Below are 25,479 nucleotides of genomic sequence, written 5' to 3'. Positions count from 1 at the left end.
CCCCCTTGGCCTAATAAATATGTAGTTTATAATAAAGGAATATCCGCCCTGTGTATACACTTGTTTTTTAGAGATACACAGATTTTTCCGTCTGCCGTCTTTTTACCCCCTTAGACGGAACGGGCTCCCTCTTTTTCTTCTTTTCTGAGTACTTGACATGCATGCTGACATTCACCAATATACCGGCGCTCGTTAATAACAAAAACATTGATGATCCTCCGTAGCTGATAAACGGCAGCGGAACACCTGTGATCGGAATTAAACCGCTGACACCGCCGAGATTGATAAAGGTCTGAATCGCAATCATGCTGGATATCCCGATTGCCAAAAGGCTTCCGAACGGATCTTCACATTTTCTCGCAATATAAAAACCTTTTAACACGACAAAAGCCAGCAGCACAATGACAAACAGGACGCCGAAAATGCCGAGCTCCTCTGAAATAACCGCCATAATAAAGTCTGTATGCGATTCAGGCAGATAACCGTATTTTTGAATGCTTTCTCCAAGACCGAGACCGAAAAAACCGCCTGAGCCGATCGCATAATACGAATTTATAATCTGCAGGCCTGATGTGCTGGCGTATTTAAATGGATTTTCAAGGCTTTCAAACCGGCTCATACGCCCGGGTGTCAAAATATCGTCCCATTTCAGATAGATGATCGGGCTGACAAGGAGTAATACGATTCCCGCCATGAGAACCAGCCTGAGCAGGGTCCTTCCGCTGAATCCCGAACACATAATGACGCAAAACGCGATCAGACCGATAATCATCGCCGTTCCGAAGTCGGGCTGAATAGCGATAAGCGCACAAATGACTACGGTGACGATCACCGGCGGCGCAACCCCCGTCAAAAGCTGATCGATGTAGCTTTGTTTCTTTGCGTACACCGCGGCAAGATACAGTATCAGGGTCAGCTTGACAAATTCCCCCGGCTGAATGGCCATTCCGCCGATTTTAAACCAGCTTTGCGCATTTCCGGCAACATGTCCGAAAACAAACAGCGCGCAAAGCGCAGCCACTGACGCAAGCAGTATGATTTTCTGAATCTTTTGATGGGCGAACACTTTGTACGGAAAAACGGCGGCGATAATAAACAGCACAAACCCCGCGATGACGGCGAACAGCTGCCGTTTAAAGAAATAGTCGCTGCTCACGCCGTAACGCATAACGGCGGTAATCATGCTTGAGCTGTATACCATTACCAACCCGAAACTGCACAGCAGAATGATAGCGCATATCAATGAATAATCGTAAGATTTTAACATTCTTTTAAACATAACATCCTCTTTCCTGCTTAAAGCTTACGTTTAATACCTATTGCGTATTATATTTTACTATAATTCATAAACAATTTACGCAGTTTCTTTATAGTTTTTCGGATGAAATGCAGATTAAGAGACCGTCTTACGAAAAGAAGATGAAAAAAAAACGGTTTACGGTTATAAAAAAACCCAAACCGTTGAATAGTTTGAGTTTGATCATTTATTTTCCTGTAAACGCGTCATGCAAAGCAGACAGTTCTCTTTCAAGTCTGTCCAGCAGCTCTTTGCCGTCGTTTTCGTCAACTAATCCCAGGCGGACAGCAAAATCGATTTCCCTCGACAGTCCGAACATCTGAGTATCCAAGACCTCTTCATACAGAGGACATTGAGGCATCGTTAAGTTATCCATTTGTACTCGGATCAGCTTCAAAATCTTCTCAGCATCTAACTTCAACAGCTCGAATGCTTTCTGCTGATGGTCAACTATAATCTCTGAAGCCAAAAGTATCCCTCCGTTCCCCAGGCGAGTACCTAATTCTTCTATTTATCATAAAGGGTATCAGATGAAATTGCAAGAGGATTTAAGCAGATGTTATGATAAAAAATGTTTCAAAAAATACTCAGCCTGTATTTCTCAGACATGATTTCCAAAAGCTTCACACCCGCGATGCTGTTGCCTTTTTCATCAAGCGCCGGGCCGAATATACCGATTCCGAAGTTGTACGGCGAAATGCCCATGATTCCTCCCGAAACGCCGCTTTTAGCGGGAATGCCGACCTTTATTGCGAATTCCCCGCTCGCATTGTACATGCCGCATGTCACCATAAACGTCTTGCAGATTCTCGCCACATCTTTTTTAATGACCTGTTCCCCGGTTTCCGGATGCTTCCCGTCAAGGGCGAATACACAGCCGATTTTGGCTAAATCCAGACTGCTCATCTTAATCGCGCACTGTTTTGTATACAAATCCATGACCTCTTCAACATCGCCTTTAAAAATGTCATACTGCTTCATGTAATAACACATGGCCCGATTAATCATGGAAGATTTGAATTCCGATTCCGCGACATGTCTGCAATATGTAATGTCCTGATTGTTCGCAAGTCTTCTGATGAATCCGAGCAGGTAATCCAGGCGGTCTTTCGGCGAATGCCCTTTAATTAAACCCGTAACGATGAGAGCTCCCGCATTAATCATCGGATTTAAAGGCTTGCCCGGATTCACTGTTTCAAGCTTAATCATGGAATTAAACGGGTCGCCGGTCGGCTCCTGACCCACGCAGCTGAACACCTTTTCCTTTCCGTAATCCATCAGTACGAGCGCCAGAGAAAGCACTTTCGAAATGCTCTGCAGCGTAAATGTCCGGTCGGCGTCTCCTGCCGTCAGACATGTATTTTCCGCATGATAAATCGTGACCGAAAGGCTGTCTTGTTCAGATTCAGCCAGAGCCGGAATATAGTCTGCTACTTTGCCTTCTTCGGTTCTTTTTTTCGCTTCCTGAACTAATGCGTCCAGCTCTTGGTAATGCCGGCATACCATGTCGATCATCCTCACTTCGCTGCCGTTGTATACATCTAATTTGCAACGCAAAGTGACAATTCATGCGAAAACTTTTATACTTTAAGTAAAGGGGGGCTTCAACATGAGCGTTATTCAAGTAAAAGGCAATGTTACATACCCGATTACAATTGATCCGAGTGTCTGGATTTTCGATGACCGCAAATTTCCGTTTGAAAACAATCAGCCTGTTCATCCGGACGGCTCTGCAGAAACCCAGGAGCATACGCTTGATCCTGAACGGGTGATCAGAGAAGGGCGCATTTCGCCGCCGACTTTAAAAAGTGAAAAACGTTATGAAAAAGAAAGACTGATGAACGGCAGCTTCGCCATGAAGCTCGGCGCTGTTTTAGCAAATGCCGAGCCAAAAGAAAGCGCTGTCCTGTGCGCATTTATTTCAAAATCAGAAAGAACCGAAGTGCCGCTTGAAAAGGCGATGGACGCAATCGCGCATTTCAGCGATGCGGGGAAACCGCTTCAAGACGGCGGTCCGGTCCATTTTTACGTGGACGGAGACTTTGAAAAACCGATAACGGGCGTCACAGAAATCGAAGTTTTATAACAAATCGGCGGCAAGCTGTGCAAGGCCGGATCTCTCACCTTTCACAAGCTTCACGCTGCCGGAGACGGTTTGTCCTTTAAACCGCTCTACAACATAAGCAAGTCCGTTGTTTAAACTGTCTAAGTATGGGTGATCTATTTGCTCCGGATCGCCCATCAGGACAATTTTGCTTCCCTCTCCCACCCTTGTCAAAAGCGTTTTGACCTCGTGCCTCGTCAGATTCTGAGCCTCATCAATAATAATAAACTGATCCGGAATGCTTCTTCCCCGAATGTATGTCAGCGCCTCCACCTGAATCGATCCGATTCCTGCCAAAATCGCTTCAAGTTCACCCGGCTTTTTCGCATTGAATAAAAATTCAAGATTATCAAAGATCGGCTGCATCCACGGCTTGAGCTTTTCCTCTTTTTCGCCCGGCAAATATCCGATATCCTTTCCCACCGGGACGATGGGACGCGCGACGATCAGCTTTTTATAAATACCGAGATCCTCCGTCTGCAGAAGCCCTGCCGCGAGAGCAAGCAAGGTTTTTCCCGTTCCCGCTTTTCCGATCAGGGTGACAAGCGGGATATCTTCCCTCAGCAGAAGTTCGAGCGCCATTGTCTGCTGGACGTTCTTCGGCCTGATACCCCATACGTGCTCATCATCGAAAACGAGTCTTTTTACAGTCTCGCCTTTCTTATCCGCCATGCCGACCGCAGACGATGATCCTCCTAATTCATCTTTCATCAGCACAAATTGATTCGGATAAACCTGATGCTGCTGAAGCTCCTTGACTGAAATTTGTTTGTTTTTATAAAACGAGGCAAACCGCTCTTTATTCATAAATATATCTTTGTACCCGCTATATATTTCATCATGGTCAACGACTCTGTCGTTTAAAAAATCCTCCGCCAAAAGCCCGATGGCATCCGCCTTTACCCTGACAAGCACATCTTTGCTGACCAGGATGACGAGGCGGCCGTTTTCTTTCGTTTCCTCCTCAAGGCTTAAATTTTTTGCCACCGCCAAAATGCGGTTATCATTCGTTTTTTCGATAAAAATTTCTTGGAGCTGATGAAATGACCGGTGGTTCAGTTCAATTCTGAGCGTTCCTCCGCTTTCAAGCGGAACTTTCTCGTGCAGCCTTCCTTTCTCCCTGAGCTCGTCTATCAGCTTAGATACGTGCCTCGCATTTCTCCCGACCTCGTCCATATACCGCTTTTTTGAATCGACCTCTTCCAGCACGACGGCGGGGATGACAACTTCGTTTTCTTCAAAGGAAAAAATGGCGTTAGGATCCTGCAAAAGTACATTCGTATCTAACACATAAATTTTACTCAAGTCTCAGCCTCCTGAAATAAGGATCAAAGCCCATCGTGTGCTTCTCTTTCCGCGAAAAACGGGGATGCCTGCTAAAATATATGATTTGGTGAATAAAGATAGAAGGTTAATTCAACAATAAAATAAATGAAAGCATTCAAGGAGGGAATCTGACGTGCGAATTCTTTTCATTATCATACAAGCCTTGTTTATCCTGACCGGCTGCACTGCTGTACAGGACGGCCGCGGCCGCAATATCCAGAACGAATCAACCGATCAGCGTGATGCAAAACCGATTCATGTGAAAAATACGGCTCCTGAGACAGCTGAAAATCCCGGCCGGACAGACATCGCTAAGCATCTCGTCGAGGTAACCGAAAAAATCCCCGGCATTTCAGATGCCACCGCGGTTGTACTCGGAAGATACTCCGTTGTCGGAATCGATGTGGATGACAATTTAGAAAGAAGCAAAGTGGAGAGCATTAAATACACGGTCGCCCAGGCGTTAAAAAACGATCCTTACGGCGCCAATGCCGTTGTCGTGGCTGATCCTGATACGGTTTCCCGTCTGAGAGGCATGGGCAGCGACATTAAAGCCGGCCGCCCCGTTTCAGGCATTTTGGATGAACTTGCCGCCATCGTCGGTCGTGTCATGCCGGAAGTCCCGAATGATGTGACCGACAATGAAAAAGAATCACCGACTCAATCGAATGATGATCAGCTGAACCAAAGAGACCAGAACAAGCTGCAGAACGAACAGAACGATCAATCGGATCATCATATGAAAAACCGCCAGTAAAAAGCAGCGCCCGCTCCAAAAGAAGGGCGCTGCTTTCTTTCCCTTTGGCAGGAGGGGCATCCATGATATAATGCTTGTCATAGTGAAAGAGGTGAAAATCAATGAGAGTAAAATGTTCCATTTGCGACAAAATCGAACAAATTGATGATGAAACACTGACAGCCAAACGCCTCCGCAATCGTCCGATTCATACATATATGTGCCGGGAATGCCATGACCGAATCAAAATCAAAACGGAGGCGCGGCTGAATACCGGACACTTTTCCTTTCATCCTGGACAAAAAGCGAAAAAAGATAAACTGAAAAAATAAACCGAATAAAAAATGACCCGCCGGAAGGCAAGGTCATTTTTTTATTGCGGTTTAGCTGACTGGCTTTTTTTGGACTGGTGCAGACGGATTTTGTAAATGATCAAAATCAAGGCGGCGACAACAAGCCCTTCTCCGACCGGCAGAAACACACCGAAAAAAGTCAGCACGGTGCAGCCGAGCACGAGAAAGAGATAAACTGCCGCAGCCTTCAAAACCGGCAGCCGTTTGGCAAAGCCGAGTTTAAATACAATCACCGAAAGCACGACGATCGTTCCGTATAACAGCCACATTCCCGCCAGCGGATGCTCATCCACTTGGTAAAGAGCCGCAAAGAACGACAGCCGTTCACTTACTTCATTCAAAAAGATCCCCCTCCCCTTTTCCGTTCGGGTTCTACCTTTTCAAATTCTGCAAGTGATTAAGACATTCCTGCTGTTTTTTTCTTTTTCGCCGCTTTTTCACGTTCGTTTTTATTCAGGATTTTCTTTCTTAAACGGATGGATTCCGGCGTTACTTCGCAGTATTCATCCTCGTTTAAGTACTCGAGTGATTCTTCAAGCGACATAATGCGCGCTTTCTTAATCGTAGTCGTTTGATCCTTCGTAGCGGAACGGACGTTTGTCTGCTGTTTCATTTTGCTGACATTGACGACAAGGTCATTGTCACGGTTATGTTCGCCGACAATCATGCCTTCATATACTTCTGTTCCGGGCTCAACGAAGATGACGCCGCGGTCTTCAATACCTTGAATTCCGTAAGATGTCGCTTTTCCGTTTTCCATGGAAACGAGCACACCTTGACGTCGGCCTCCGACTTGGCCTTTTTGCATCGGCTGATAGCTGTCAAACGTGTGGTTCAGGATACCGAAACCGCGTGTCAGTGACAGAAACTCAGTAGAATAGCCGATGAGTCCGCGTGAAGGTACGGTAAAGATCAGGCGGACCTGGCCGTTTCCGTTATTAATCATATCAAGCATTTCGCCTTTTCTCGCACCCATTGATTCCATAACAGAACCGGTATGCTCTTCAGGCACGTCAATCTGCACGCGCTCAACAGGCTCGCAGCTGACGCCGTCAATTTCCTTAATGATAACTTCAGGTTTAGACACTTGAAGCTCATAGCCTTCACGGCGCATGTTTTCAATTAAAATGGACAGGTGAAGCTCACCCCGTCCTGAAACAACCCATGCGTCTGGTGATGCAGTCGGTTCGACACGAAGACTGACGTCTGTTTGAAGCTGCGCGTTCAGACGCTCTTCAATTTTGCGGGCTGTGACATATTTACCTTCACGGCCTGCAAACGGGCTGTTGTTTACGACAAATGTCATTTGAAGCGTAGGCTCATCAATGCGCAGAACCGGCAGCGGCTCATGGTGGTCAGCCGGACAAACCGTTTCACCGACGTTGATGTCTTCCATGCCCGAAACGGCAACAAGGTCTCCCGCTCTCGCTTCTTCAATTTCCACGCGTTTCAATCCTTGGAAACCGAAGATTTTCGTTACGCGGAATGATTTTACCGTTCCGTCAAGTTTCATCAATGAAACCTGCTGACCCACTTTCATCGTGCCGCGGAAAACGCGTCCGATACCGATACGGCCGACATAATCATTGTAATCAAGCAGCGCCACTTGGAATTGAAGAGGCTCTTCGGCGTTATCTACCGGGGCAGGGACATGTTCAAGAATCGTTTCATACAGTGATTCCATGTTTTCGTCCTGCTTTTTCGGATCCAGACTTGCCGTTCCGTTAATCGCAGAAGCGTAGACGACAGGGAACTCAAGCTGTTCTTCGTTTGCGTCAAGCTCGATGAACAAATCAAGCACTTCATCAATGACTTCTTCCGGGCGGGCGAAATCACGGTCGATTTTGTTTACGACGACAACCGGATTTAAGTTCTGCTCAAGGGCTTTTTTCAGTACGAAACGGGTTTGCGGCATGCAGCCTTCATAAGCGTCAACGACTAACAGAACGCCGTCAACCATTTTCATAATCCGTTCTACCTCTCCGCCGAAGTCGGCGTGTCCCGGAGTGTCCAAAATATTAATGCGTGTATCTTTATAGTTAATCGCAGTATTTTTCGCAAGAATTGTAATACCGCGTTCACGTTCAAGATCGTTTGAATCCATTGCGCGTTCGGCAATATTTTCGTTGGCACGGAATGTTCCGGCTTGGTGAAGCAATTGGTCTACCAAAGTCGTTTTCCCATGGTCAACGTGGGCAATAATCGCGATGTTGCGAAGATCGTTTCGAAGTTTCACATTTTCATCTCCTAAAAAAATTAGATAACTTTCATATTATACCACACATCCTCTTTAAAAGCGTTACGTTTTTCTGTAAACTGAAAGTATGACGTTAAAGGGGATGGAAATATGAAAAAATTGAATTGGCTCTTATTATTATTTGCATTCGCAGCAGTCTTCAGCATGATGCTGATCGGCGTAGCAATCGCTGAGAAAAGCGCATGGGGCATCATCGGAAGCATTGTTCTCGTTATCGCCATGATGGGAAGCGGTTTCACCGTAAAGAAAAAAATGCGCGAACAGGGACTGCTTGATTAAAAGCATGACCCTTTGCAAAATTCCGTAAACATGGAAAGACAATATCTTATGAAGCCTGAATCAAAGATTCAGGCTTTTTTATATCTCAAAACAGGCTCCAGATGTAAGGCTTATCTCCCCCGCCGCCTAGTCAGGAAGCCGGAAATGACGGCCCCCATTCTAGTTATATCAGCAGATTCCCTCAGAAAATGCAGTCTGAAATAGTCCGGCATCGTTATGCAGAAAATACCATACCTCCTATATCAATTCCATCATTGTCTTTTTATACTTGTGACTGTAAGCAAATACACATGACAAGGAGAGAATGAAATGAAAACATCTTTTTTGAAGAAAACCGCTGTAACTGCCGCCGCAACCGCCTCAGCCGCCTTGCTTGCATTCAGTCCGCTTGATTCTGCCGGCGCAAAAACGATCCAGGCAAATGAACCGCATGCCCTGCAGGCTTCCGCAGAGAAAACACCGGAAGACGCGGCAAAACTCATTGACATCATCGGCCAATCGATTTACAAAAAAGACGGCATCTATTATTTTGACAGTAAAAAAGCGGTTGAATTGGGATTAGATAAAGAAACCGCACAGACCATTCAAAAGCTGTGGGACAGTTCAACCGAATTTTTAACCGTTCTTTCCCAATGTATTGAGAAAACGGACGGCGAATATACATTTAATAAAGAAAAAGCGGTGGAGCTCGGATTTACGGAAAAAGAGGCCCTTATCGTTGATCAGCTGTTCACCGCTTTTTCCCAAAGTCTTCATATCCTTCAATCTGCGCTGATTGAAGAAGACGGTGTGTATACGTTTGATCAGGACCTTGCTGAAAAAGCAGGAGCAGGAAAAAAAGAAGCAAAGCTGTGTGCCGGATTCTTTAATTCACTGCCCCAAGAATTGCTTGAAGGTATTTATACAGCCTTTCATCCGGCTGAGTAAACGGATAAAACGCCCGGTCATTCAGCCGGGCGTTTTTTTAAATCAGCAGTTTAAGGATCAGCATGATAAAGAAAACAGCCCCGAACAAACCGGCTGCTTTTATCAGCAGCTTCCCGTAATACCGTTCCTTAAACCGCCTTTCTTCTTCTGCATAACAGGCTGGCGCCTTCATCTCAGGGCTGCCGAGGTCAAGCGGCTCCTTCATCATATGATATAAACTTTCGCACTTACCGCATGATTCAAGGTGGCGGGAAATAAACCGCTCCGTTTCTGTTTCACAATCGCCTTCAATATATAAAGGGAGTAAATCTCTCACTAAACAGCAAATCATATCTGTCCGTCCTTCCTTTTTTCCGCCAAGTGCTGTTTCAGCTGCATTCTCGCCCTGTACAGGGTGCTCTTCACCTTCGAAAGACTCCAGTCCAAAACATCAGCAATCTCTTCGTAAGACAGCTCTTGAAATTCCCTTAAAATTAAAACGGTCTGCTGATCGCTTTTCAGACGCTGAATCTGCCCGGTCAGCGCATTCTGAGTGTCTGTCCGGGCGACGTAATGCTCTGGCAGTTCATATGTTGTTTGCTGAAGCCCTTCATTCAGGGTGATATCTGAAAATTGATATTTTCTATCACGTCTGTACCAATTGATGAAGGTATGATGGGCAATTGCATAGAGCCACGTTCTGATAGACGAGTGGCCCTTAAATGAATCAAGCCCGTTAAATGCTTTCATAAATGTATCCTGAGCGAGGTCTTTAGCGGTTTCAGCATGTTGTGTGCGTCTGTAAAGGTAATACATAATATCTTGATAATGTTCACGATACAGCTGTTCAATTGACATCTTGTTTTTCATTTAAAAGTAAAACCACACTGTCATCCAGATTGAGAGCACAATGAAGAATCCGTACAATCCATACGTCAGGCATTTCATGTATTTAATCTGGCGGATATCGCCGGACGGCGCACTCAAGCCATGTTCATTCTGCCGTTTTCTGTTTTCCGCCTCTGCTCCGAATAAATGCTCATGTTCTTTCATCCACTGGAGCGTGCCGCCTTCAAGTTCTCCTTCTTTATAAAGGTCGTATAAATCGAAGAAGACAGCCTTTTTTTCTTTATTGTTCATAAAGGTTCACCGCCTCGTAAGTATCCGCGTTCACTACATATACGTCATGACGGTTTGAACCGAACGGCTGAATAATGACGAGCCATGCGTTATATGTTACGCCGGCTTTCACCGCTATGACAGGCTTCACCCGCTTTTTGTAAATGATGCCGTTATATGCCCCCGCCACTCTTTTGAAGGCTGTTTCCCCGTCTCTGTATGTATGCGGGAATGTTTTGGCGCTTACCTGTCCGTAGAATGAGACCTCTTTCATGCCTTCTTCATTCCGGAGCGTAACGAATGTGCCTTCAGAGTTTTCAAAAACGAGAGTGCCTTCCGATTTGTCAATTTGTCTAAGTTTTGAAGTATCCGCGCCCAGCAGCAATGAAAAGAGCTTCTTCTGAAGTTCTGTTTTTGTTAAAACGGTGCTGTCAGGTGAGACTCTGATTTTCATAAGACGTCCGGATGCTGCATCAAATATCAGCTCCGTTCCGTTAGTCGCAGTTACGGTCAAACTGCTGCCGATCAGGCTGTTTATAGCTGTATTTGTAATTTCAAATGTCTGATCAGGCATTTGCAGCGTACGAAAGGCGGCTTTTGTTGCTTTCACTATGTCTTTTTCCTTCATATGCACCTGCGGCAGGGACTCAAGCTGATAAATAGACGGATCTTCTGAAAAACCCATAATGGTGTCTTTTTCCCAGTAAAATACTGTGCCTGAATCTTCGTGTTTCGTCCCTTGTCTTTTCGGCGCAATCTCCACGATAAACTGTCCGTCTTCTTTTTTCACTGTTGTCTGAATGCCTTGTGTTTTTATTTTTCGGCCGTGCGCCGACAAGAAATCCAGCGACTTTTTCCGGTATTCCTCTTCTGTAAAAGTGCGGCCTTCCGGTTTTTTAAGATATTGATAATTTGTAATCAATCGGGAAACCTCGTCCACTTCCGCTTCATAATCTTCCGTTTTAAAACGGTAAAAGTAATGGAGGTCCTGATTGGTCTCTGTTAAATAAATCGGATTCTCAGCCGGAAAAAATGACGTAAGGATCCGTTCCGCTTGGTCTGAAGTGATATGTTCACCCACATTATCAACAGAATCTTCAGCTATCGGCTTTGAAACCGCAAAAGCTGCATCGCCCGCATTGTATACCGGGTTCAAAAAGACAATAAAACCAGCGGCCGTTGCCGCCGCAAGAAAGCTTTTCGTCCGCTGTCTGATCCTGTCTGACCGATGAAATAAATGATGGGTCATCAGAAAACCGACCATCGTTAAATACACCGTAAATGGGAGAAGTCTGCCGTAATCTTTTGTTACACCTGCCGAGGGCGCAGCGAGCACCCACACCAACAGCCCGATGACCCCGGCATAAAACACGCCGATAAAAACGGGTCTCGGTTTCCAATACATTTTAAAGAATAAAACATTCATAGAAATCAGAAGTAGTAAAACAACCGTAATAAAACATAGCATCGAAACTATATCCTCCCCCGCCATCGCATCGGGACTGTTATTCCAGAAAGTGAAAAAACTGAAGATCAGCTGAATGACGGGCAGTGTCACCACAGTGAGATCAAAGGTATAAAATATGCCCTTTCCCCTCTGCTTCTGCGGCATGAGCATATAGTGAAACGCGGTGAGCAGCACATGCCCATACATTAAGAGATGAACGATCGGAAGAAGCTCTCTTTCTTCCGATATCAAATAGTTCGCGCTAAAGCGAGTACTCTGCACCTGATGAACCAATTCAACTGTTATGCCCGCCAATAATACGGCCCTGAGCAGAATTCCTGAATAAAACCAAACTCTCTCACGGCTGATTTTCGGATGAAAAGTCAGCGCGTATAAAACAGCAAGGCAGACGGCTGACCACTGAATGATCAACACGCTTTGTCTGCTTAAAATGAAATATCTGTCGAAATGCTGAATAAAATGACTGAAAATCTCTGACATCTGAAACAATCCTTTTCGTTTATTAAGGCCTCACCTGTTTAGACAAACGGCTATAAAAAAAGTTTTACAGATCGGAACATTTTTCCTCTATCATTTTTCCCGACTTCATTTGTCATTTTTTTCAGAATAAATCGCATCATTCGACTCATGTCTGATTCAACACGTGCCTCTCGGCTTATCCCCTGACGCTGCCCGCCGGAAGCCTTTACGGGACGATTCTATCAATTCATCAGCGGAGTCTAGTTTTATATTGCAGAATGAGAGAATGCTGGTTTATTATAACAATATAAGTTTTCATTATTTTCAAAAAGGGGGATTTATTGTGGGTTTAGGTAAGAAATTGTCTGTTGCTGTCGCCGCTTCCTTTATGAGTTTAACCATCAGTCTTCCGGGTGTTCAGGCCGCTGAGAATCCTCAGCTTAAAGAAAACCTGACGAACTTTGTGCCGAAGCATTCTTTGGTGCAATCTGAATTGCCTTCAGTCAGTGACAAAGCAATCAAGCAATACTTGAAACAAAACGGCAAAGTCTTCAAAGGCAACCCTTCTGAGAGACTGAAGCTGATTGACCACACGACCGATGATCTCGGCTACAAGCACTTCCGTTATGTGCCTGTCGTTAACGGTGTGCCTGTGAAAGACTCGCAAGTCATTATTCACGTCGATAAATCCAACAATGTCTATGCGATTAACGGCGAATTAAACAACGATGCTTCTGCCAAAACGGTAAACAGCAAAAAATTATCTGCAAATCAGGCGCTGGATCATGCTTTTAAAGCAATCGGCAAATCACCTGAAGCCGTCTCTAACGGCAACGTTGCAAACAAAAACAAAGCCGAGCTGAAAGCAGCGGCCACAAAAGACGGTAAATACCGCCTCGCCTATGATGTAACCATCCGCTACATCGAACCGGAACCAGCTAACTGGGAAGTAACCGTTGATGCGGAAACAGGGAAAGTCCTGAAAAAGCAAAACAAAGTGGAGCATGCCGCTGCAACCGGAACAGGTACGACTCTTAAAGGAAAAACGGTCTCATTAAATATTTCTTCTGAAAACGGCAAATATGTAATGCGCGATCTTTCGAAGCCTACCGGAACACAAATTATTACGTACGATCTGCAAAACCGACAATATAACCTGCCGGGCACGCTCGTATCAAGCACTACAAACCAGTTCACAACTTCTTCTCAGCGCGCTGCGGTTGATGCGCATTACAATCTCGGCAAAGTGTATGATTATTTCTATCAGACGTTTAAACGCAACAGCTACGACAATAGAGGCGGCAAAATCGTATCTTCTGTTCATTACGGCAGCAAATACAATAACGCGGCCTGGATCGGCGACCAAATGATTTACGGAGACGGTGACGGTTCGTTCTTCTCGCCTCTTTCCGGTTCAATGGACGTCACGGCTCATGAAATGACACACGGCGTTACACAGGAAACAGCCAACCTGAACTATGAAAATCAGCCGGGCGCTTTAAACGAATCCTTCTCTGATGTATTCGGGTACTTCACCGATACTGAGGACTGGGATATCGGTGAGGATATTACGGTCAGCCAGCCGGCTCTCCGCAGCTTATCCAATCCGACAAAATACGGACAGCCCGACCATTACAAAAATTATCAAAACCTTCCGAACACTGATGCCGGCGACTACGGCGGCGTGCATACAAACAGCGGAATTCCGAACAAAGCCGCTTACAACACGATTACAAAAATCGGCGTGAAAAAAGCGGAGCAGATTTACTATCGCGCACTGACGGTATATCTCACTCCGTCATCAAGCTTTAAAGATGCAAAAGCAGCTTTGATTCAATCAGCGCGGGACCTTTACGGCTCTCAAGACGCTGCAAGCGTAGAAGCGGCCTGGAATGCGGTCGGCTTGTAAACAAGAAAAGAGACCGGAGAAATCCGGTCTCTTTTTTATATCTGCAACATTTCACAATGGCTTCACCATGATCATATATGTCTTTTCCCGATCGTCTTTTTCAAGCTTAAGCTGTTCAAAGCCGCATTGGCTTAAAAACAAAACCCATTCCTGCCTGTCCAGGGGAACGGCTGAAAACATCGCTTTATGCTCTCCTCTCAGCCGGCCCGCAATCTCTTCAATGACCGCGCGTCCGATTCCTTTCTCTTTTGCCTCCGGAGCGACGGCCACGGTTCCGAGCCACGGTTTTCCGTTTGAAGGGGCCCATTCCAAATGAAAACTGACGGCGGCAGGAGCGCCGTCAATCTCCCATACGAGCCACGTTCCATTGTACATGGAGTATGCAAACATAAACTCCGCCGCATTTTTTGTTCCGAACTCTTCCTTTTTCCACACCGGGTGCGATGCCGCCAGCTGCTCCAGAAACCCGAGATCTTCTTCTTCAAAATCTCTACCTGTCAGCATGTAAATAGTCGTCAAAGATAATTTTATGTATAGCCGGATTGCCCGCAAGCACGCTGTGGTTGTCTAAAAACGTGAACGGTTCGCCGTCTGTGGTCGTGTAAATGCCCCCGACTTCGTTCAGCAGCACGCAGCCGGCAGCGTAATCCCACGGCGCGAGCCTCATCGTAATATATGCGTCAATGCGGCCGGCCGCAACACTGGCCAGCTCAAGTGCCGCCGAACCGTAGGAACGCGTTCCTCTGACCCGTTTTACGAGCGGCGCCAAAATACTCGGGTCAATCCTTCTGTTTTCCGTCACCCATGTGGCATTGATTGCAATAATGGCTTCTTCAATGGAAGCTTCTTTTAAAGGAGCAAGCGGCGTATCATTCAGATAAGCCCCTTTTCCGCTGAATGCGTGATACAGTTCGTCCTGCATCACATCATAAATTAAGCCGATTTTGCCTTTTCCGTCTTCAAAGATGCCGATGGAGATCGCGAAATGCCGCTTTTGATGGACAAAATTCATCGTCCCGTCAATCGGATCAATGATCCAGACGATTCCGTCAAGGGAGCGGAGTTTATCCCCCTGCCCTTCTTCTCCGAGAATCCGGTGTCCGGGAAAAGTTCCTTGTATACGGTCAATGAAAAAGCGCTCCGTCTCTTTATCAATATTTGTGACTAAATCATTCGGATTTGATTTTGTTTCAATCGTCAAGCTTTCCTGCATGGATTGTCTGATTCTCGTTCCGGCTTCTTTTACCCATTGTTTTGCGATATCATCAATTTCCGTCCAATTTGTCATACCGTGTACCTCTTTTCTATGTATAGCTTATTCTATAGCATACTGATAAAGGCGATGAAAAAGCAAGGAAAATGAAAAAAATGCCTTCTCACGTAAAAACGAACCATTTCCTGCGGTTCGTTTTTACTATTCTTTATCCGTTAAGCCGAATCCATTCTTTTCTGAGACGTTCCAGTTTTCTTTTGCTGAGATCGATTTGATCTTCATTCTCTTTTTGCATGGCCTCATACAGGGTTGCCAATTCATAATCAACCTCTAGTCTCCAGACAGCTACACGGTTATTTTTTTCCTCCCTGAATCCTTCCTTCACCACTTGCCTCATTGTCTTTCGCCCCTTCCAGAGATCATTTGTTAAAAAAGCATCCCATTTTTCCAATTTATTAATGATACTTCTTATATCGTATGGAAACTTATATTCGGCTGTAACAACATTCTTAAAATTGTGTGTTTACCTATTCGTTTTTTACCACCAATCCTCTCGTCTCAAACGTTCTCAATGTTTTTGCGGCCGGCGGCGGCTGTGGTAAAATATGAATACTTACGATAAGGAGGAAAAAGATGACTCAGATGCGTTTTACAAAAGAAGACTTCGATACATTTACAATAGAAGGTTTAGACCCGCGCATGGAGGTGTTAAAAGAACAAGTCCGTCCGAAGCTGACCTTGTTAGGAGAGCATTTCGCACCGACATTGTCAGCATTGACAGGAGATGAAATGTTCCCGCATGTCGCCAAGCACGCGAGAAGATCTGTCAACCCGCCGGCTGACAGCTGGGTTGCCTTTGCCAACAGCAAACGCGGCTATAAGAAACTCCCTCACTTTCAGATCGGTTTATGGGACACCCATATGTTTGTATGGTTTGCCATCATTTATGAATCTCCGATAAAAGAGGAATACGGCAGATTGCTGGAAGCGAAGCAGGAGGAAATCACAAAACAGATTCCCGGTCATTTTGTATGGTCGCCGGATCATACGAAGCCAGGTGCGTACAAGCAGTCCGACATGGATCAGGAGCAGCTGAAAACATTATTTGAACGCCTGCAGACAGTGAAAAAAGCAGAGCTTTTATGCGGCATTCAGCTGCAAAAAGAAGACGTGATCAACATGAACAACAATGAATTCCTGCAAACCATTGAAGATGCTTTTAGGAAGCTTTCCTTTTTATACACAATGACTCAGAAAGTCTCATAACATAAAAAGCGGGCCGATTGCCGGCTCGCTTTTGTCTACATTTTGATAATCGCTTGATCTGATTGTTTCGCCTGTTTCACAGTCCGATACGGGGAATAGGTGCTGTCAGCTTCAAATTGGCTGCAGATTTTCTTTTCTTCCGCTTTCCCGGGAACGATTTCTTTAAAGCGGCGGTACGCATTCAGAAGTCTGTCTCGGTCAGCTCCTTTTTCATAGGCGTGTTCCACCTGCTGAAAAAAAGCAATGACGTCCACGGCCTCCTCTGTCGTCCAGTCCTCATTCATCGGATATTGATATTCCAAATGTCTTCACTCCTTTATCATCATGCTCAAAATAAGCATCTTCCATAGATCATAAATTGTTCTTTACTTTCTTTCAAGTTCATAATATAATTCATTTGTTTTACGTTTAAAAAACGGGTAATAAAACTGAATGTAATACAAACTAATCCGTAGGTATTATGATAAAGGTGGGAAAACAATTGCCGCAACATGAAACACCCCTGTACAGCGGACTGAAAAAGCACGCGGACAGACAGCCTGTCCAATTCCACATTCCGGGCCATAAAAAAGGCGCGGGAATGGACCCGGAATTCAGACAATTTATCGGAGAAAACGCGTTAAGCATAGATTTAATTAATATCGAACCTCTGGATGATTTACATGCGCCAAAGGGCATCATTAAAGAAGCCCAGGATCTGGCCGCGGAAGCATTCGGCGCAGACCACACCTTCTTTTCCGTACAAGGGACGAGCGGCGCCATTATGACGATGGTCATGGCCGTATGCGGACCCGGAGATAAAATCATCATCCCGAGAAACGTTCATAAATCCATTATGTCGGCCATTGTATTTTCCGGAGCGGTGCCGATTTTTATACACCCGGAAATTGACGATGAGCTCGGAATTTCTCACGGCATTACGCTTGAGTCCGCCGAGCGGGCTTTGACGGAGCACCCTGACGCAAAAGGCCTGCTTGTCATCAATCCGACGTACTTCGGTGTGGCAGCTGACTTGAGCAGCATTGTAAAGCTCGCGCATTCTTTCGATGTGCCTGTTCTTGTCGATGAAGCGCACGGCGTGCATATTCATTTTCATGATAAGCTTCCTCTGTCCGCCATGCAGGCGGGCGCTGATATGGCAGCCACAAGCGTGCACAAATTGGGAGGCTCCCTGACACAGAGCTCCATTTTAAATGTGAGAGAAGGCCTTGTTTCCAAAGAAAGAGTACAGTCAATTTTAAGCATGCTGACGACAACGTCAACATCCTATCTGCTTCTCGCTTCACTGGATGTCGCAAGAAAACGCCTCGCTACAGAAGGCCGCGATCTTCTTGAAGAAACGATTCTGCTGGCGGATCAGACACGGGAACGCCTCAATCAAATTGAAGGCATCCGCTGTGTCGGCGAAGAAATCACTGGGTCAAAAGCTGCCTTCAGTTATGATCCGACTAAATTAATCATTTCGGTCAAAAACCTCGGCCTGACGGGTCATGACGTTGAAAAATGGCTCCGCGAATCATTTAATATCGAAGTCGAGCTGTCCGATTTGTATAATATTTTATGTATTTTCACCCCCGGAGACAGAGCAGGAGATGCCGACCGTCTTGTAAGCGCGCTTACAGACATTTCAAAGCAGGCTTCTGCAAATGACTATGCTCATCAGCAAGCGGAAGTTCTGCTTCCTGAGATTCCTCTGTTAGCGATGACGCCAAGAGACGCTTTTTACGCAAATACGGAAGTCATTCCGTTAACAGAATCCGCGGGACGGATCATTGCAGAGTTTGTCATGGTGTACCCGCCGGGAATTCCGATCTTTATTCCGGGTGAGATCATTACTGAAGAAAATATCAGCTACATTTTTAAAAACTTGGACGCCGGCCTTCCTGTGCAGGGTCCCGAAGATGCCACGCTTGAAATGATCAGAGTCATCAAAGAGCAAAAAGCCATCCAATAAACATAAATAAGCCCGAAACGAAATCGTTTCGGGCCTTTTTACGCTTTTTACTCTTCTTCAAGATGACACTGGCATTGTCCGCAACATGTTCCGTATAACGTCGTGACCTTCTCATCCTCAAAGTAATGAATCGCTTCGTTACAGTCTTGGCAAACAATTGTACCCATCTGTCATTCCCCATTTCTCAGAATTTGAAAACGCTTAATTTTCACTTGTTGTTATTATATTATTATGTCACATTTAATATGTCAACTGATAAATTGTATAACACATTTATTTTTTACGGTCTTTTTATAGCTCTAGGGTCAATCACGGTATATCCTTTATGACGCAATCCTTTTACAATGTCCGGCATGGCTTCAGCCGTCCATTTCCGGTCATGCATCAATATGTTGGCGCCGTCCCGCAGGTAAGGACTGCTCAGGGTGATATCGGTAAGCGCTTTTTTGGATTGATATTTCTGATCCCAATCATACCCGAAGGTCCAGTTCATTTTCACCATACCTTCTTTTTTTATAAGTCTGTCACTGTAGTCCGTATTGCTTCCGAAAGGCGCCCTGAAAAATGCGGGTTTCTCTCCTATTACCTTTTCAACCGCTTTATTGACGCCAATGATTTCTTCCCGTTGTTTTTGTTTGGAAAGATCTTTTAAGTTTTGATGAGTCATTGTATGATTTCCGATCATAAAACCTAACTCATGAATATGCTTAAGCGCTTTCTTATTTTCATCTTTTTTCAAAAAATGTCCGTTTACAAAAAAGATCGCTGACGCATTGAGATCATGCAGTTTGTCCGCAATCTCAGCGGCATGCTGATCAGGCGCGTCATCGATCGTTACCACTGCGATCGGTTTTTTCTCTTTCTGTTCATCCATTTTTTCCACAGAAAAGGTTTTCGGATTGATATAGTAACGGGGCTCCGCCTTCTGTTTTTTCTCTTTTGTATGATGGTTTTCCCGTTTGGCATGATTGGCCGCGGCTTGAGAATGGGGTTTGTTTGTTTGCATCTTTTCATTTGATTGGCAGCCGGCGAGTAAGCACATACATATGACGGCTGCAGCGGCTTTATACATGACAATCCCTCCTGATATGGTTTTGCCCCCAGTATAACGAAAAACCAGCGCTCTCACGAAAAACAATGTGCCTTTTTTACACATCGGCTGTACAAGTTGTCACACGTATTATTTCTTCATTAAAAACGGTTTCAATTATATAACAATTCAGTAACAAGCCTTAGGTTTTTCACCTCTCGTGATACACTTAATATAGTCCTTATAAATGGATGAACCAATATATTATATAAAACAGAGGAGTAAGATAGATGCGCTACCGTACGGTGATTCCCTTTTTTTTGATGCTGTTCGTTCTGTCAAGCTGTTCGGTTTCTACTGTCATTCCATTCAAAAATAACCGGATCGACAGCATTCATCACACTCAAATCTTGTTTTTTTCCGATGAAAATCATATAGATAAAGAAGTTCCTTATTACGATGCGATTCTTGATTTAGAAAAGAAATATCCCCATCATGTCGATCAAATGAAGGTTTATGACAACAGAAAGGGATGGGAAGAGGAAATCAATACGTTCCCTGCGCTGATGGTGATCAATCATCGGCATGTGGTCATGAAGATTGAGGGATCCGTAAAGAAAAAAGAGGATATCATCAAACCTATGCAGCATGTGCTTGCACAATAAAAACAGCCCCCGCTTTTACAAACGGGGGCTGTTTCTTTGTTACATCATTATTTTACGATGTGGATCGGGCTTCCGATTGCTACTTCGGCAGCTTCCATAGTGATTTCGCCCAATGTCGGGTGAGCGTGAATTGTCATCGCGATATCTTCAGCAGTCATTCCGCCTTCGATCGCCAGGCTCAATTCAGAAATCATGTCAGAAGCGCTTGCGCCGGCAATTTGCGCACCGATTACAAGACCGTCTTCTTTACGGGTGATCAGCTTCATGAAGCCGTCAGTTTCGTTAAGAGACAGCGCACGTCCGTTTGCTGCAAACGGGAACTTAGCTGCAACGACTTCAATGCCTTCTTCTTTCGCCTGTGCTTCAGTGTAACCGACAGAAGCCAGTTCAGGCTCAGAGAATACAACCGCCGGAATACCGAGGTAATCGATTTCAGCCGGCTCTCCTGAAATAGCTTCCGCGGCGATTTTACCTTCGTAAGACGCTTTGTGAGCCAATGGAGGTCCGTCAATGATGTCACCGATTGCGTAAATGTTCGGTACGTTTGTGCGGCACTGCTTGTCTGTTTTAATGACACCGCGGTCAGTCATTTCGATACCGACTTGCTCAAGGCCGAGCTCATCAGTGTTCGGACGGCGTCCGACAGTGATTAATACGTAATCAGCATCAACCGTTTTTTCTTCGCCTTTTACTTCGAATGTAACTGTTACGCCGTCAGGTCTTTCCTCAACGCCTTTAGCCATGGCGCTTGTATGGATTTCAACGTTGCCTTTTTTCTTCAGTCTGCGGGTAACGAGGGAACTCATTTGTTTTTCGAAGCCAGGAAGAATTTCATCTCCGCCTTCTAAAATAACCAATTCAGTTCCGAAGTTCGCATACGCTGTTCCAAGCTCAGTACCGATATATCCGCCGCCGATAACAACGAGCTTTTTCGGAATTTCTTTAAGCGCAAGTGCGCCTGTAGAGTTCAGAACGCGTTCGCTATATTTGAAGTTTGGCAATTCGATAGGGCGAGAACCGGTAGCAATGATTGCGTTTTTAAATGTGTATGTTTGCGCAGAGTTCTCATCCATTACGCGGACAGAGTTGCTGTCTACGAAATAAGCTTCCCCGTTTACAACGTCCACTTTATTTCCTTTTAAAAGACCTGCAACACCGCCGGTAAGCTTATTTACAACAGAAGCTTTCCATTCTTGGACTTTTGTAAAGTCAACCGTTACGTTCTCAGCAGTGATTCCCATGTCATCTGAATGTTTTGCATTCTCGTAACGATGGCCTGCATTGATGAGCGCTTTTGAAGGAATACAGCCGACGTTCAGACAAACGCCTCCAAGAGTTGCTTTTTCAACGACTGTTACTTTTTGTCCAAGCTGAGCAGCGCGGATGGCAGCTACATAGCCGCCTGGTCCCGCACCAATCACAAGAGTATCTGTTTCAATAGGGAAATCTCCTACTACCATAACATTACGCCTCCATTAAAATAAGTTGTGGATCGTTCAGTAAACGCTTGATGTGGTTTAACGCATTTTGTGCAGTTGCTCCGTCTATCATACGGTGGTCAAAGCTGAGAGAAAGAGCTAAGACAGGAGCAGCTACAATTTCACCGTCACGGACGATCGCTTTTTCAGCAATACGGCCGATACCGAGAATCGCAACCTCTGGGTGGTTGATAACCGGTGTGAACCATTGGCCTCCGGCAGAACCGATATTTGTGATCGTGCAAGAAGCGCCTTTCATTTCCGCAGGTGCAAGCTTGCCTTCACGCGCTTTTGTAGCAAGGCTGTTGATTTCATCAGAGATTTCGAAAACGGCTTTACGGTCGGCATTTTTCACTACCGGCACAAGCAGGCCTTTTTCGGTATCCGCTGCAATTCCGATGTTGAAGTAATGTTTTTGGATCACTTCATCTGTTTTATCATCAATCGATGTGTTTAAAACAGGGAATTTTTTCAAAGCGGATGTTAATGCTTTGACGACGTAAGGCAGATAAGTCAGCTTGATGCCTTGATCAGCAGCAACTTGTTTGAACTGTTTGCGGTGAGCAACAAGATTTGTTACGTCAACTTCATCCATAAGAGTTACGTGCGGTGCAGTATGCTTAGAGTTCACCATTGCTTTCGCGATCGCTTTACGGATACCGCTCATTTTTTCGCGTGTTTCAGGGAATTCGCCTTCAGGAGCCTGAGCCGCTGCAGGTTTAACTGTTTCCTGAGGTGCAGCTGTTTCTTGCGGTGCCGCTTCTTGAGCCGCTCCTCCATTTGCAAAGCTGTCGATATCTTCTTTTACAACACGTCCGTTATTGCCTGAACCTGTTACTTTACGGATATCCACGCCTTTTTCACGGGCATATTTGCGTACGGAAGGCATCGCGATCACGCGTTTGTTCGGATCAGCTTCCGCTTGGTCCTGCTGTCCTGCGCCGGTTTCTTTTGCAGGCTCTTTAGGAGTCTCTTCTTTAGAGATATCCTGCCCTGCTTCAGCAGACGACTGAACTTGAGCCTCAGTTTTCGCCTCTCCTGAATCATGGCTTCCTTTAAATTGAAGATCTTCGTAACCAGGTGCGTCAAACGTAATAATCGTTTGTCCAACAGTTGCAACTGTTCCCTCTTCAACTTTTAATTCTAATACTTTTCCTTTAACAGGTGAAGGAATTTCTACCACTGCTTTATCATTTTGCACTTCAGCCAGAACATCGTCTTCTTCTACCTCGTCGTTCGGCTTAACAAACCATTTTACGATTTCGCCTTCGTGGATACCTTCCCCGATATCCGGAAGTTTAAATTCAAATGCCACAGTTTTCGACCTCCTAGTTGATTAAGCAAATTTTAGTTATGCATACGCAAGCATTGAACCTAGTAAATAGACTCCTTCATCATAAGAGAAAAGGACTCTCTTTACCGTCTTTTATGATGCCTGATTAAAATTCAAGAACTTTTTTCGCAGTTTCAAGAACGTCTTTATGGTTTGGAAGCCATACGCTCTCAGCAAGCGAGAAAGGAAATACTGTATCAGGCGCCGCAACACGCAGAACCGGAGCTTCCAGGCTCAGAATCGCGCGGTCATTGATTTCAGCTACAACGTTGGCAGCGATGCCGGCTTGTTTTTGAGCTTCCTGCACGACAATTGCGCGGCCTGTTTTTTCAACAGAAGCAATAATCGTATCAATATCAAGCGGGCTTACAGTGCGAAGGTCGATAACTTCAGCAGAAACGCCTTCTTTTTCAAGCTCTTCAGCAGCCTTAAGCGACTCATGAACCATCGCGCCGTATGTGATGATAGAAAGGTCAGTACCTTCGCGTTTCACATCAGCTTTGCCAAGCTCGATTGTGTATTCCTCCTCAGGAACTTCCTGACGGAAAGAACGGTAAAGTTTCATATGCTCTAAGAAAACAACCGGATCATTGTCTCTGATAGAGGCAATCAGCAGTCCTTTTGCATCGTAAGGAGTGGAAGGGATAACAACTTTAATACCCGGCTGCTGAGCGATAAGGCCTTCCAAACTGTCAGCGTGAAGTTCAGGTGTATGAACCCCTCCGCCGAATGGAGAACGGATTGTCACCGGAGAAGTCCAGCGTCCGCCGGAACGGTAGCGGAGACGAGCCATTTGTCCTGAGATTGAATCCATTACTTCATATACGAATCCGAAGAATTGGATTTCCATAACAGGACGGTAATTTTGCAGGCCTAAACCGAGAGCGAGACCGCCGATACCGGATTCAGCAAGCGGCGTGTCAAATACGCGGTCCTCACCGAATTCTTTTTGAAGGCCTTCAGTTGCACGGAATACGCCTCCGGCAACGCCTACATCTTCCCCGAAAAGCAGAACGTTTTCATTGTTTTTCAGTTCTGTGCGTAACGCATCAGTGATCGCTTGAATCATTGTCATTTGCGCCATGGCTTACTTCGACTCCTTCGCTTTGTAAATTTCAAGTTGTTCTTTCAAGTTGAACGTCGGCTCTTCAAACATATTCTCAATCAGCTCTGTTACTTTCGGTTTTGATTCGCCGTCAGCCTTTTTGATAGCTTGTTTGATTTCTTCTTTGGCCTGTTCAATCACTTTGTTCTCTTCTTCTTCAGACCATAGTCCTTTGTTTTCCAAGAACTTGCGGAAACGTACGAGCGGGTCTTTTTGCTCCCATTCATTTTCTATTTCTTTCGTACGGTATTTAGTCGGATCGTCACCGGACATAGTATGAGGTCCGTAACGGAATGTAAGAGTTTCAATCAGAGTCGGACCTTCACCGTTAATTGCGCGCTGGCGTGCTTCTGCAGTTGCAGCGTAAACGGCTAGTGCGTCCATTCCGTCTACTTGAACACCTGTAATACCGACGGCAACTGCTTTTTGGGCAATTGTCTGTGCGGATGATTGCTTTTCTACAGGAGTTGAAATCGCATAGCGGTTATTCTGAACAACGAAGATCGCTGGTGCTTTAAATGCTCCGGCAAAGTTCATTCCTTCATAGAAGTCACCTTGAGAAGCTCCGCCGTCACCAGTGTAAGTAATAGCTACCGCTTTTTTACCGCGCTTTTTAAGACCTAAAGCTACACCTGCGGTTTGAATAATTTGAGCACCAATAATAATTTGAGGTGATAAAGCGTTTACTCCCTCAGGCATCTGATTACCTTTAAAATGGCCTCTTGAGAAAAGGAATGCCTGATGTAAAGGAAGCCCGTGCCAAATCAGCTGAGGAACGTCACGATAACCCGGAAGGATAAAGTCGTCCTGTTCAAGCGCGAAGTGTGATGCAATTTGAGAAGCTTCCTGGCCCGCTGTCGGTGCATAGAAACCTAAACGTCCTTGACGGGAAAGAGAAATTGAACGCTGGTCTAAAATGCGGATATACACCATTCTTCTCATTAATTCTTTTAACTGATCATCTGAAAGATCAGGCATTGCGTCTTTATTTACGACTTCTCCTTCAGCATTTAAAATTTGGAACGTTTCAAACTGCTTATTAATAGCATCAAATTGTTTTTTGCTATCAACAATTGAAGTTTTTGTCTTTGCAGCCATTTTTTAAACCACCTCTTCTTTTGATTTAACAGGGTTAGGATACCGTTTAGCCATCCGTATTAAAAACAGTCTTATCATGCTCTGCAATTCTAAAATTAATCATTCAGAAATTCACATAGCGCTT

Annotated in this window: 29 protein-coding genes; 9 read left to right on the top strand and 20 right to left on the bottom strand. The window is 45.1% G+C overall.

Features of this window, described 5'->3' with window-relative positions; genetic code table 11:
- Nucleotides 1-67: 67 nt before the first annotated feature.
- From ACWJJX_RS03065 to glsA, 3 genes are all read right to left on the bottom strand, one after another.
- Nucleotides 68-1,279, bottom strand: a complete 1,212-nt coding sequence (locus tag ACWJJX_RS03065) for an FtsW/RodA/SpoVE family cell cycle protein (protein WP_003154492.1) — start codon at nt 1,277-1,279, stop codon at nt 68-70.
- A gap of 205 nt (nt 1,280-1,484) precedes the next feature.
- Nucleotides 1,485-1,766, bottom strand: a complete 282-nt coding sequence (locus ACWJJX_RS03060) for a YlaN family protein (RefSeq protein WP_003154494.1) — start codon at nt 1,764-1,766, stop codon at nt 1,485-1,487.
- A 107-nt stretch (nt 1,767-1,873) separates the two neighbouring features.
- A complete protein-coding gene (gene glsA, locus ACWJJX_RS03055; RefSeq protein WP_003154495.1) occupies nt 1,874-2,803 on the bottom strand; it encodes a glutaminase A in 930 nt (309 codons plus the stop codon).
- A gap of 103 nt (nt 2,804-2,906) precedes the next feature.
- Here glsA and ACWJJX_RS03050 point away from each other — a divergent pair, with 103 nt between their 5' ends.
- The gene (locus ACWJJX_RS03050; RefSeq protein WP_003154496.1) at nt 2,907-3,383 is read left to right on the top strand and encodes a hypothetical protein; all 477 of its coding nucleotides are present in this window, start codon (nt 2,907-2,909) and stop codon (nt 3,381-3,383) included.
- Here ACWJJX_RS03050 and ACWJJX_RS03045 read toward each other — a convergent pair.
- Entirely contained in the window at nt 3,378-4,706 is a 1,329-nt protein-coding gene (locus ACWJJX_RS03045; RefSeq protein ID WP_454022731.1) for a PhoH family protein, read from the bottom strand. The two genes, ACWJJX_RS03050 and ACWJJX_RS03045, sit on opposite strands and share 6 nt — an antisense overlap.
- A gap of 154 nt (nt 4,707-4,860) precedes the next feature.
- Between ACWJJX_RS03045 and ACWJJX_RS03040 the strand changes: the two genes are divergently transcribed.
- Nucleotides 4,861-5,484, top strand: a complete 624-nt coding sequence (locus ACWJJX_RS03040; RefSeq protein ID WP_003154498.1) for a YhcN/YlaJ family sporulation lipoprotein — start codon at nt 4,861-4,863, stop codon at nt 5,482-5,484.
- Between the two features lie 101 nt (nt 5,485-5,585).
- The gene (locus ACWJJX_RS03035; protein WP_003154499.1) at nt 5,586-5,795 is read left to right on the top strand and encodes a YlaI family protein; all 210 of its coding nucleotides are present in this window, start codon (nt 5,586-5,588) and stop codon (nt 5,793-5,795) included.
- Between the two features lie 41 nt (nt 5,796-5,836).
- Here the strand turns inward: ACWJJX_RS03035 and ACWJJX_RS03030 are convergent, their stop codons facing one another.
- On the bottom strand, nt 5,837-6,157 hold the full coding sequence (locus ACWJJX_RS03030; RefSeq protein WP_014304952.1) for a YlaH-like family protein: 321 nt from the start codon (nt 6,155-6,157) through the stop codon (nt 5,837-5,839).
- 56 nt (nt 6,158-6,213) lie between these two features.
- Entirely contained in the window at nt 6,214-8,052 is a 1,839-nt protein-coding gene (typA, locus tag ACWJJX_RS03025) for a translational GTPase TypA (RefSeq protein WP_003154502.1), read from the bottom strand.
- 111 nt (nt 8,053-8,163) lie between these two features.
- On the opposite strand from typA, the gene ACWJJX_RS03020 reads away from it, so the two are divergent.
- Complete coding sequence (locus ACWJJX_RS03020) at nt 8,164-8,352, top strand: YlaF family protein (RefSeq protein ID WP_454022730.1); 189 nt, start codon at nt 8,164-8,166, stop codon at nt 8,350-8,352.
- A 309-nt stretch (nt 8,353-8,661) separates the two neighbouring features.
- Nucleotides 8,662-9,279 (top strand): hypothetical protein, encoded by a 618-nt coding sequence (locus ACWJJX_RS03015; RefSeq protein WP_176283310.1) that lies wholly within the window; start codon nt 8,662-8,664, stop codon nt 9,277-9,279.
- 37 nt (nt 9,280-9,316) lie between these two features.
- On the opposite strand, the gene ACWJJX_RS03010 is transcribed toward ACWJJX_RS03015, so the two are convergent.
- Genes ACWJJX_RS03010 through ACWJJX_RS02995 form a run of 4 tightly spaced genes read right to left on the bottom strand, consistent with a single transcriptional unit; the run spans nt 9,317 to nt 12,325 of the window.
- On the bottom strand, nt 9,317-9,610 hold the full coding sequence (locus tag ACWJJX_RS03010) for a zf-HC2 domain-containing protein (RefSeq protein WP_176283309.1): 294 nt from the start codon (nt 9,608-9,610) through the stop codon (nt 9,317-9,319).
- Nucleotides 9,607-10,128, bottom strand: coding sequence for a sigma-70 family RNA polymerase sigma factor (locus ACWJJX_RS03005; RefSeq protein WP_166706310.1), 522 nt, complete (start codon nt 10,126-10,128; stop codon nt 9,607-9,609). Before ACWJJX_RS03005 ends, ACWJJX_RS03010 begins: the two co-directional genes overlap by 4 nt.
- Entirely contained in the window at nt 10,129-10,398 is a 270-nt protein-coding gene (locus ACWJJX_RS03000; protein WP_070081772.1) for a hypothetical protein, read from the bottom strand.
- Nucleotides 10,388-12,325: a hypothetical protein gene (locus ACWJJX_RS02995; RefSeq protein WP_454022729.1), complete on the bottom strand. Its 1,938-nt coding sequence runs from the start codon at nt 12,323-12,325 to the stop codon at nt 10,388-10,390. Before ACWJJX_RS02995 ends, ACWJJX_RS03000 begins: the two co-directional genes overlap by 11 nt.
- A 322-nt stretch (nt 12,326-12,647) precedes the next feature.
- On the opposite strand from ACWJJX_RS02995, the gene ACWJJX_RS02990 reads away from it, so the two are divergent.
- On the top strand, nt 12,648-14,213 hold the full coding sequence (locus tag ACWJJX_RS02990) for a M4 family metallopeptidase (protein WP_454022728.1): 1,566 nt from the start codon (nt 12,648-12,650) through the stop codon (nt 14,211-14,213).
- Nucleotides 14,214-14,264: 51 nt separating this feature from the next.
- Here the strand turns inward: ACWJJX_RS02990 and ACWJJX_RS02985 are convergent, their stop codons facing one another.
- The 3 genes from ACWJJX_RS02985 to ACWJJX_RS02975 form a co-directional block, all read right to left on the bottom strand.
- A complete protein-coding gene (locus ACWJJX_RS02985; protein ID WP_454022727.1) occupies nt 14,265-14,717 on the bottom strand; it encodes a GNAT family N-acetyltransferase in 453 nt (150 codons plus the stop codon).
- Nucleotides 14,704-15,501, bottom strand: coding sequence for an inositol-1-monophosphatase (gene suhB, locus ACWJJX_RS02980; protein ID WP_007409670.1), 798 nt, complete (start codon nt 15,499-15,501; stop codon nt 14,704-14,706). Before suhB ends, ACWJJX_RS02985 begins: the two co-directional genes overlap by 14 nt.
- A gap of 133 nt (nt 15,502-15,634) precedes the next feature.
- Entirely contained in the window at nt 15,635-15,823 is a 189-nt protein-coding gene (locus ACWJJX_RS02975; RefSeq protein ID WP_003154513.1) for a hypothetical protein, read from the bottom strand.
- A 236-nt stretch (nt 15,824-16,059) separates the two neighbouring features.
- Between ACWJJX_RS02975 and ACWJJX_RS02970 the strand changes: the two genes are divergently transcribed.
- Complete coding sequence (locus ACWJJX_RS02970; protein WP_167860114.1) at nt 16,060-16,692, top strand: DUF1054 domain-containing protein; 633 nt, start codon at nt 16,060-16,062, stop codon at nt 16,690-16,692.
- 35 nt (nt 16,693-16,727) lie between these two features.
- On the opposite strand, the gene ACWJJX_RS02965 is transcribed toward ACWJJX_RS02970, so the two are convergent.
- Nucleotides 16,728-16,994 (bottom strand): UPF0223 family protein, encoded by a 267-nt coding sequence (locus ACWJJX_RS02965; protein ID WP_167860113.1) that lies wholly within the window; start codon nt 16,992-16,994, stop codon nt 16,728-16,730.
- 179 nt (nt 16,995-17,173) lie between these two features.
- Here ACWJJX_RS02965 and ACWJJX_RS02960 point away from each other — a divergent pair, with 179 nt between their 5' ends.
- The gene (locus tag ACWJJX_RS02960) at nt 17,174-18,646 is read left to right on the top strand and encodes an aminotransferase class I/II-fold pyridoxal phosphate-dependent enzyme (RefSeq protein ID WP_077722165.1); all 1,473 of its coding nucleotides are present in this window, start codon (nt 17,174-17,176) and stop codon (nt 18,644-18,646) included.
- 47 nt (nt 18,647-18,693) lie between these two features.
- Here the strand turns inward: ACWJJX_RS02960 and ACWJJX_RS02955 are convergent, their stop codons facing one another.
- Both ACWJJX_RS02955 and ACWJJX_RS02950 read right to left on the bottom strand, forming a co-directional pair.
- A complete protein-coding gene (locus ACWJJX_RS02955) occupies nt 18,694-18,813 on the bottom strand; it encodes a GapA-binding peptide SR1P (protein ID WP_003154518.1) in 120 nt (39 codons plus the stop codon).
- Nucleotides 18,814-18,926: 113 nt separating this feature from the next.
- Nucleotides 18,927-19,718, bottom strand: coding sequence for a polysaccharide deacetylase family protein (locus ACWJJX_RS02950; protein ID WP_454022726.1), 792 nt, complete (start codon nt 19,716-19,718; stop codon nt 18,927-18,929).
- Nucleotides 19,719-19,966: 248 nt separating this feature from the next.
- Here ACWJJX_RS02950 and ACWJJX_RS02945 point away from each other — a divergent pair, with 248 nt between their 5' ends.
- Nucleotides 19,967-20,341: a hypothetical protein gene (locus tag ACWJJX_RS02945; RefSeq protein ID WP_014304946.1), complete on the top strand. Its 375-nt coding sequence runs from the start codon at nt 19,967-19,969 to the stop codon at nt 20,339-20,341.
- Nucleotides 20,342-20,388: 47 nt separating this feature from the next.
- Here the strand turns inward: ACWJJX_RS02945 and lpdA are convergent, their stop codons facing one another.
- From lpdA to pdhA, 4 genes are all read right to left on the bottom strand, one after another.
- Complete coding sequence (gene lpdA, locus ACWJJX_RS02940; protein ID WP_014304945.1) at nt 20,389-21,801, bottom strand: dihydrolipoyl dehydrogenase; 1,413 nt, start codon at nt 21,799-21,801, stop codon at nt 20,389-20,391.
- A gap of 4 nt (nt 21,802-21,805) precedes the next feature.
- The gene (gene pdhC / locus ACWJJX_RS02935; RefSeq protein ID WP_317461439.1) at nt 21,806-23,134 is read right to left on the bottom strand and encodes a pyruvate dehydrogenase complex dihydrolipoyllysine-residue acetyltransferase; all 1,329 of its coding nucleotides are present in this window, start codon (nt 23,132-23,134) and stop codon (nt 21,806-21,808) included.
- Nucleotides 23,135-23,258: 124 nt separating this feature from the next.
- The gene (gene pdhB, locus ACWJJX_RS02930) at nt 23,259-24,236 is read right to left on the bottom strand and encodes a pyruvate dehydrogenase complex E1 component subunit beta (protein ID WP_454022725.1); all 978 of its coding nucleotides are present in this window, start codon (nt 24,234-24,236) and stop codon (nt 23,259-23,261) included.
- Nucleotides 24,237-24,239: 3 nt separating this feature from the next.
- Nucleotides 24,240-25,355, bottom strand: coding sequence for a pyruvate dehydrogenase (acetyl-transferring) E1 component subunit alpha (pdhA, locus tag ACWJJX_RS02925; RefSeq protein ID WP_003154530.1), 1,116 nt, complete (start codon nt 25,353-25,355; stop codon nt 24,240-24,242).
- Nucleotides 25,356-25,479: the final 124 nt, after the last annotated feature.

It is taken from the genome of Bacillus sp. YH3-2-B2 (assembly GCF_053663335.1).
This window is presented reverse-complemented; position numbering and strand designations above follow the sequence as displayed.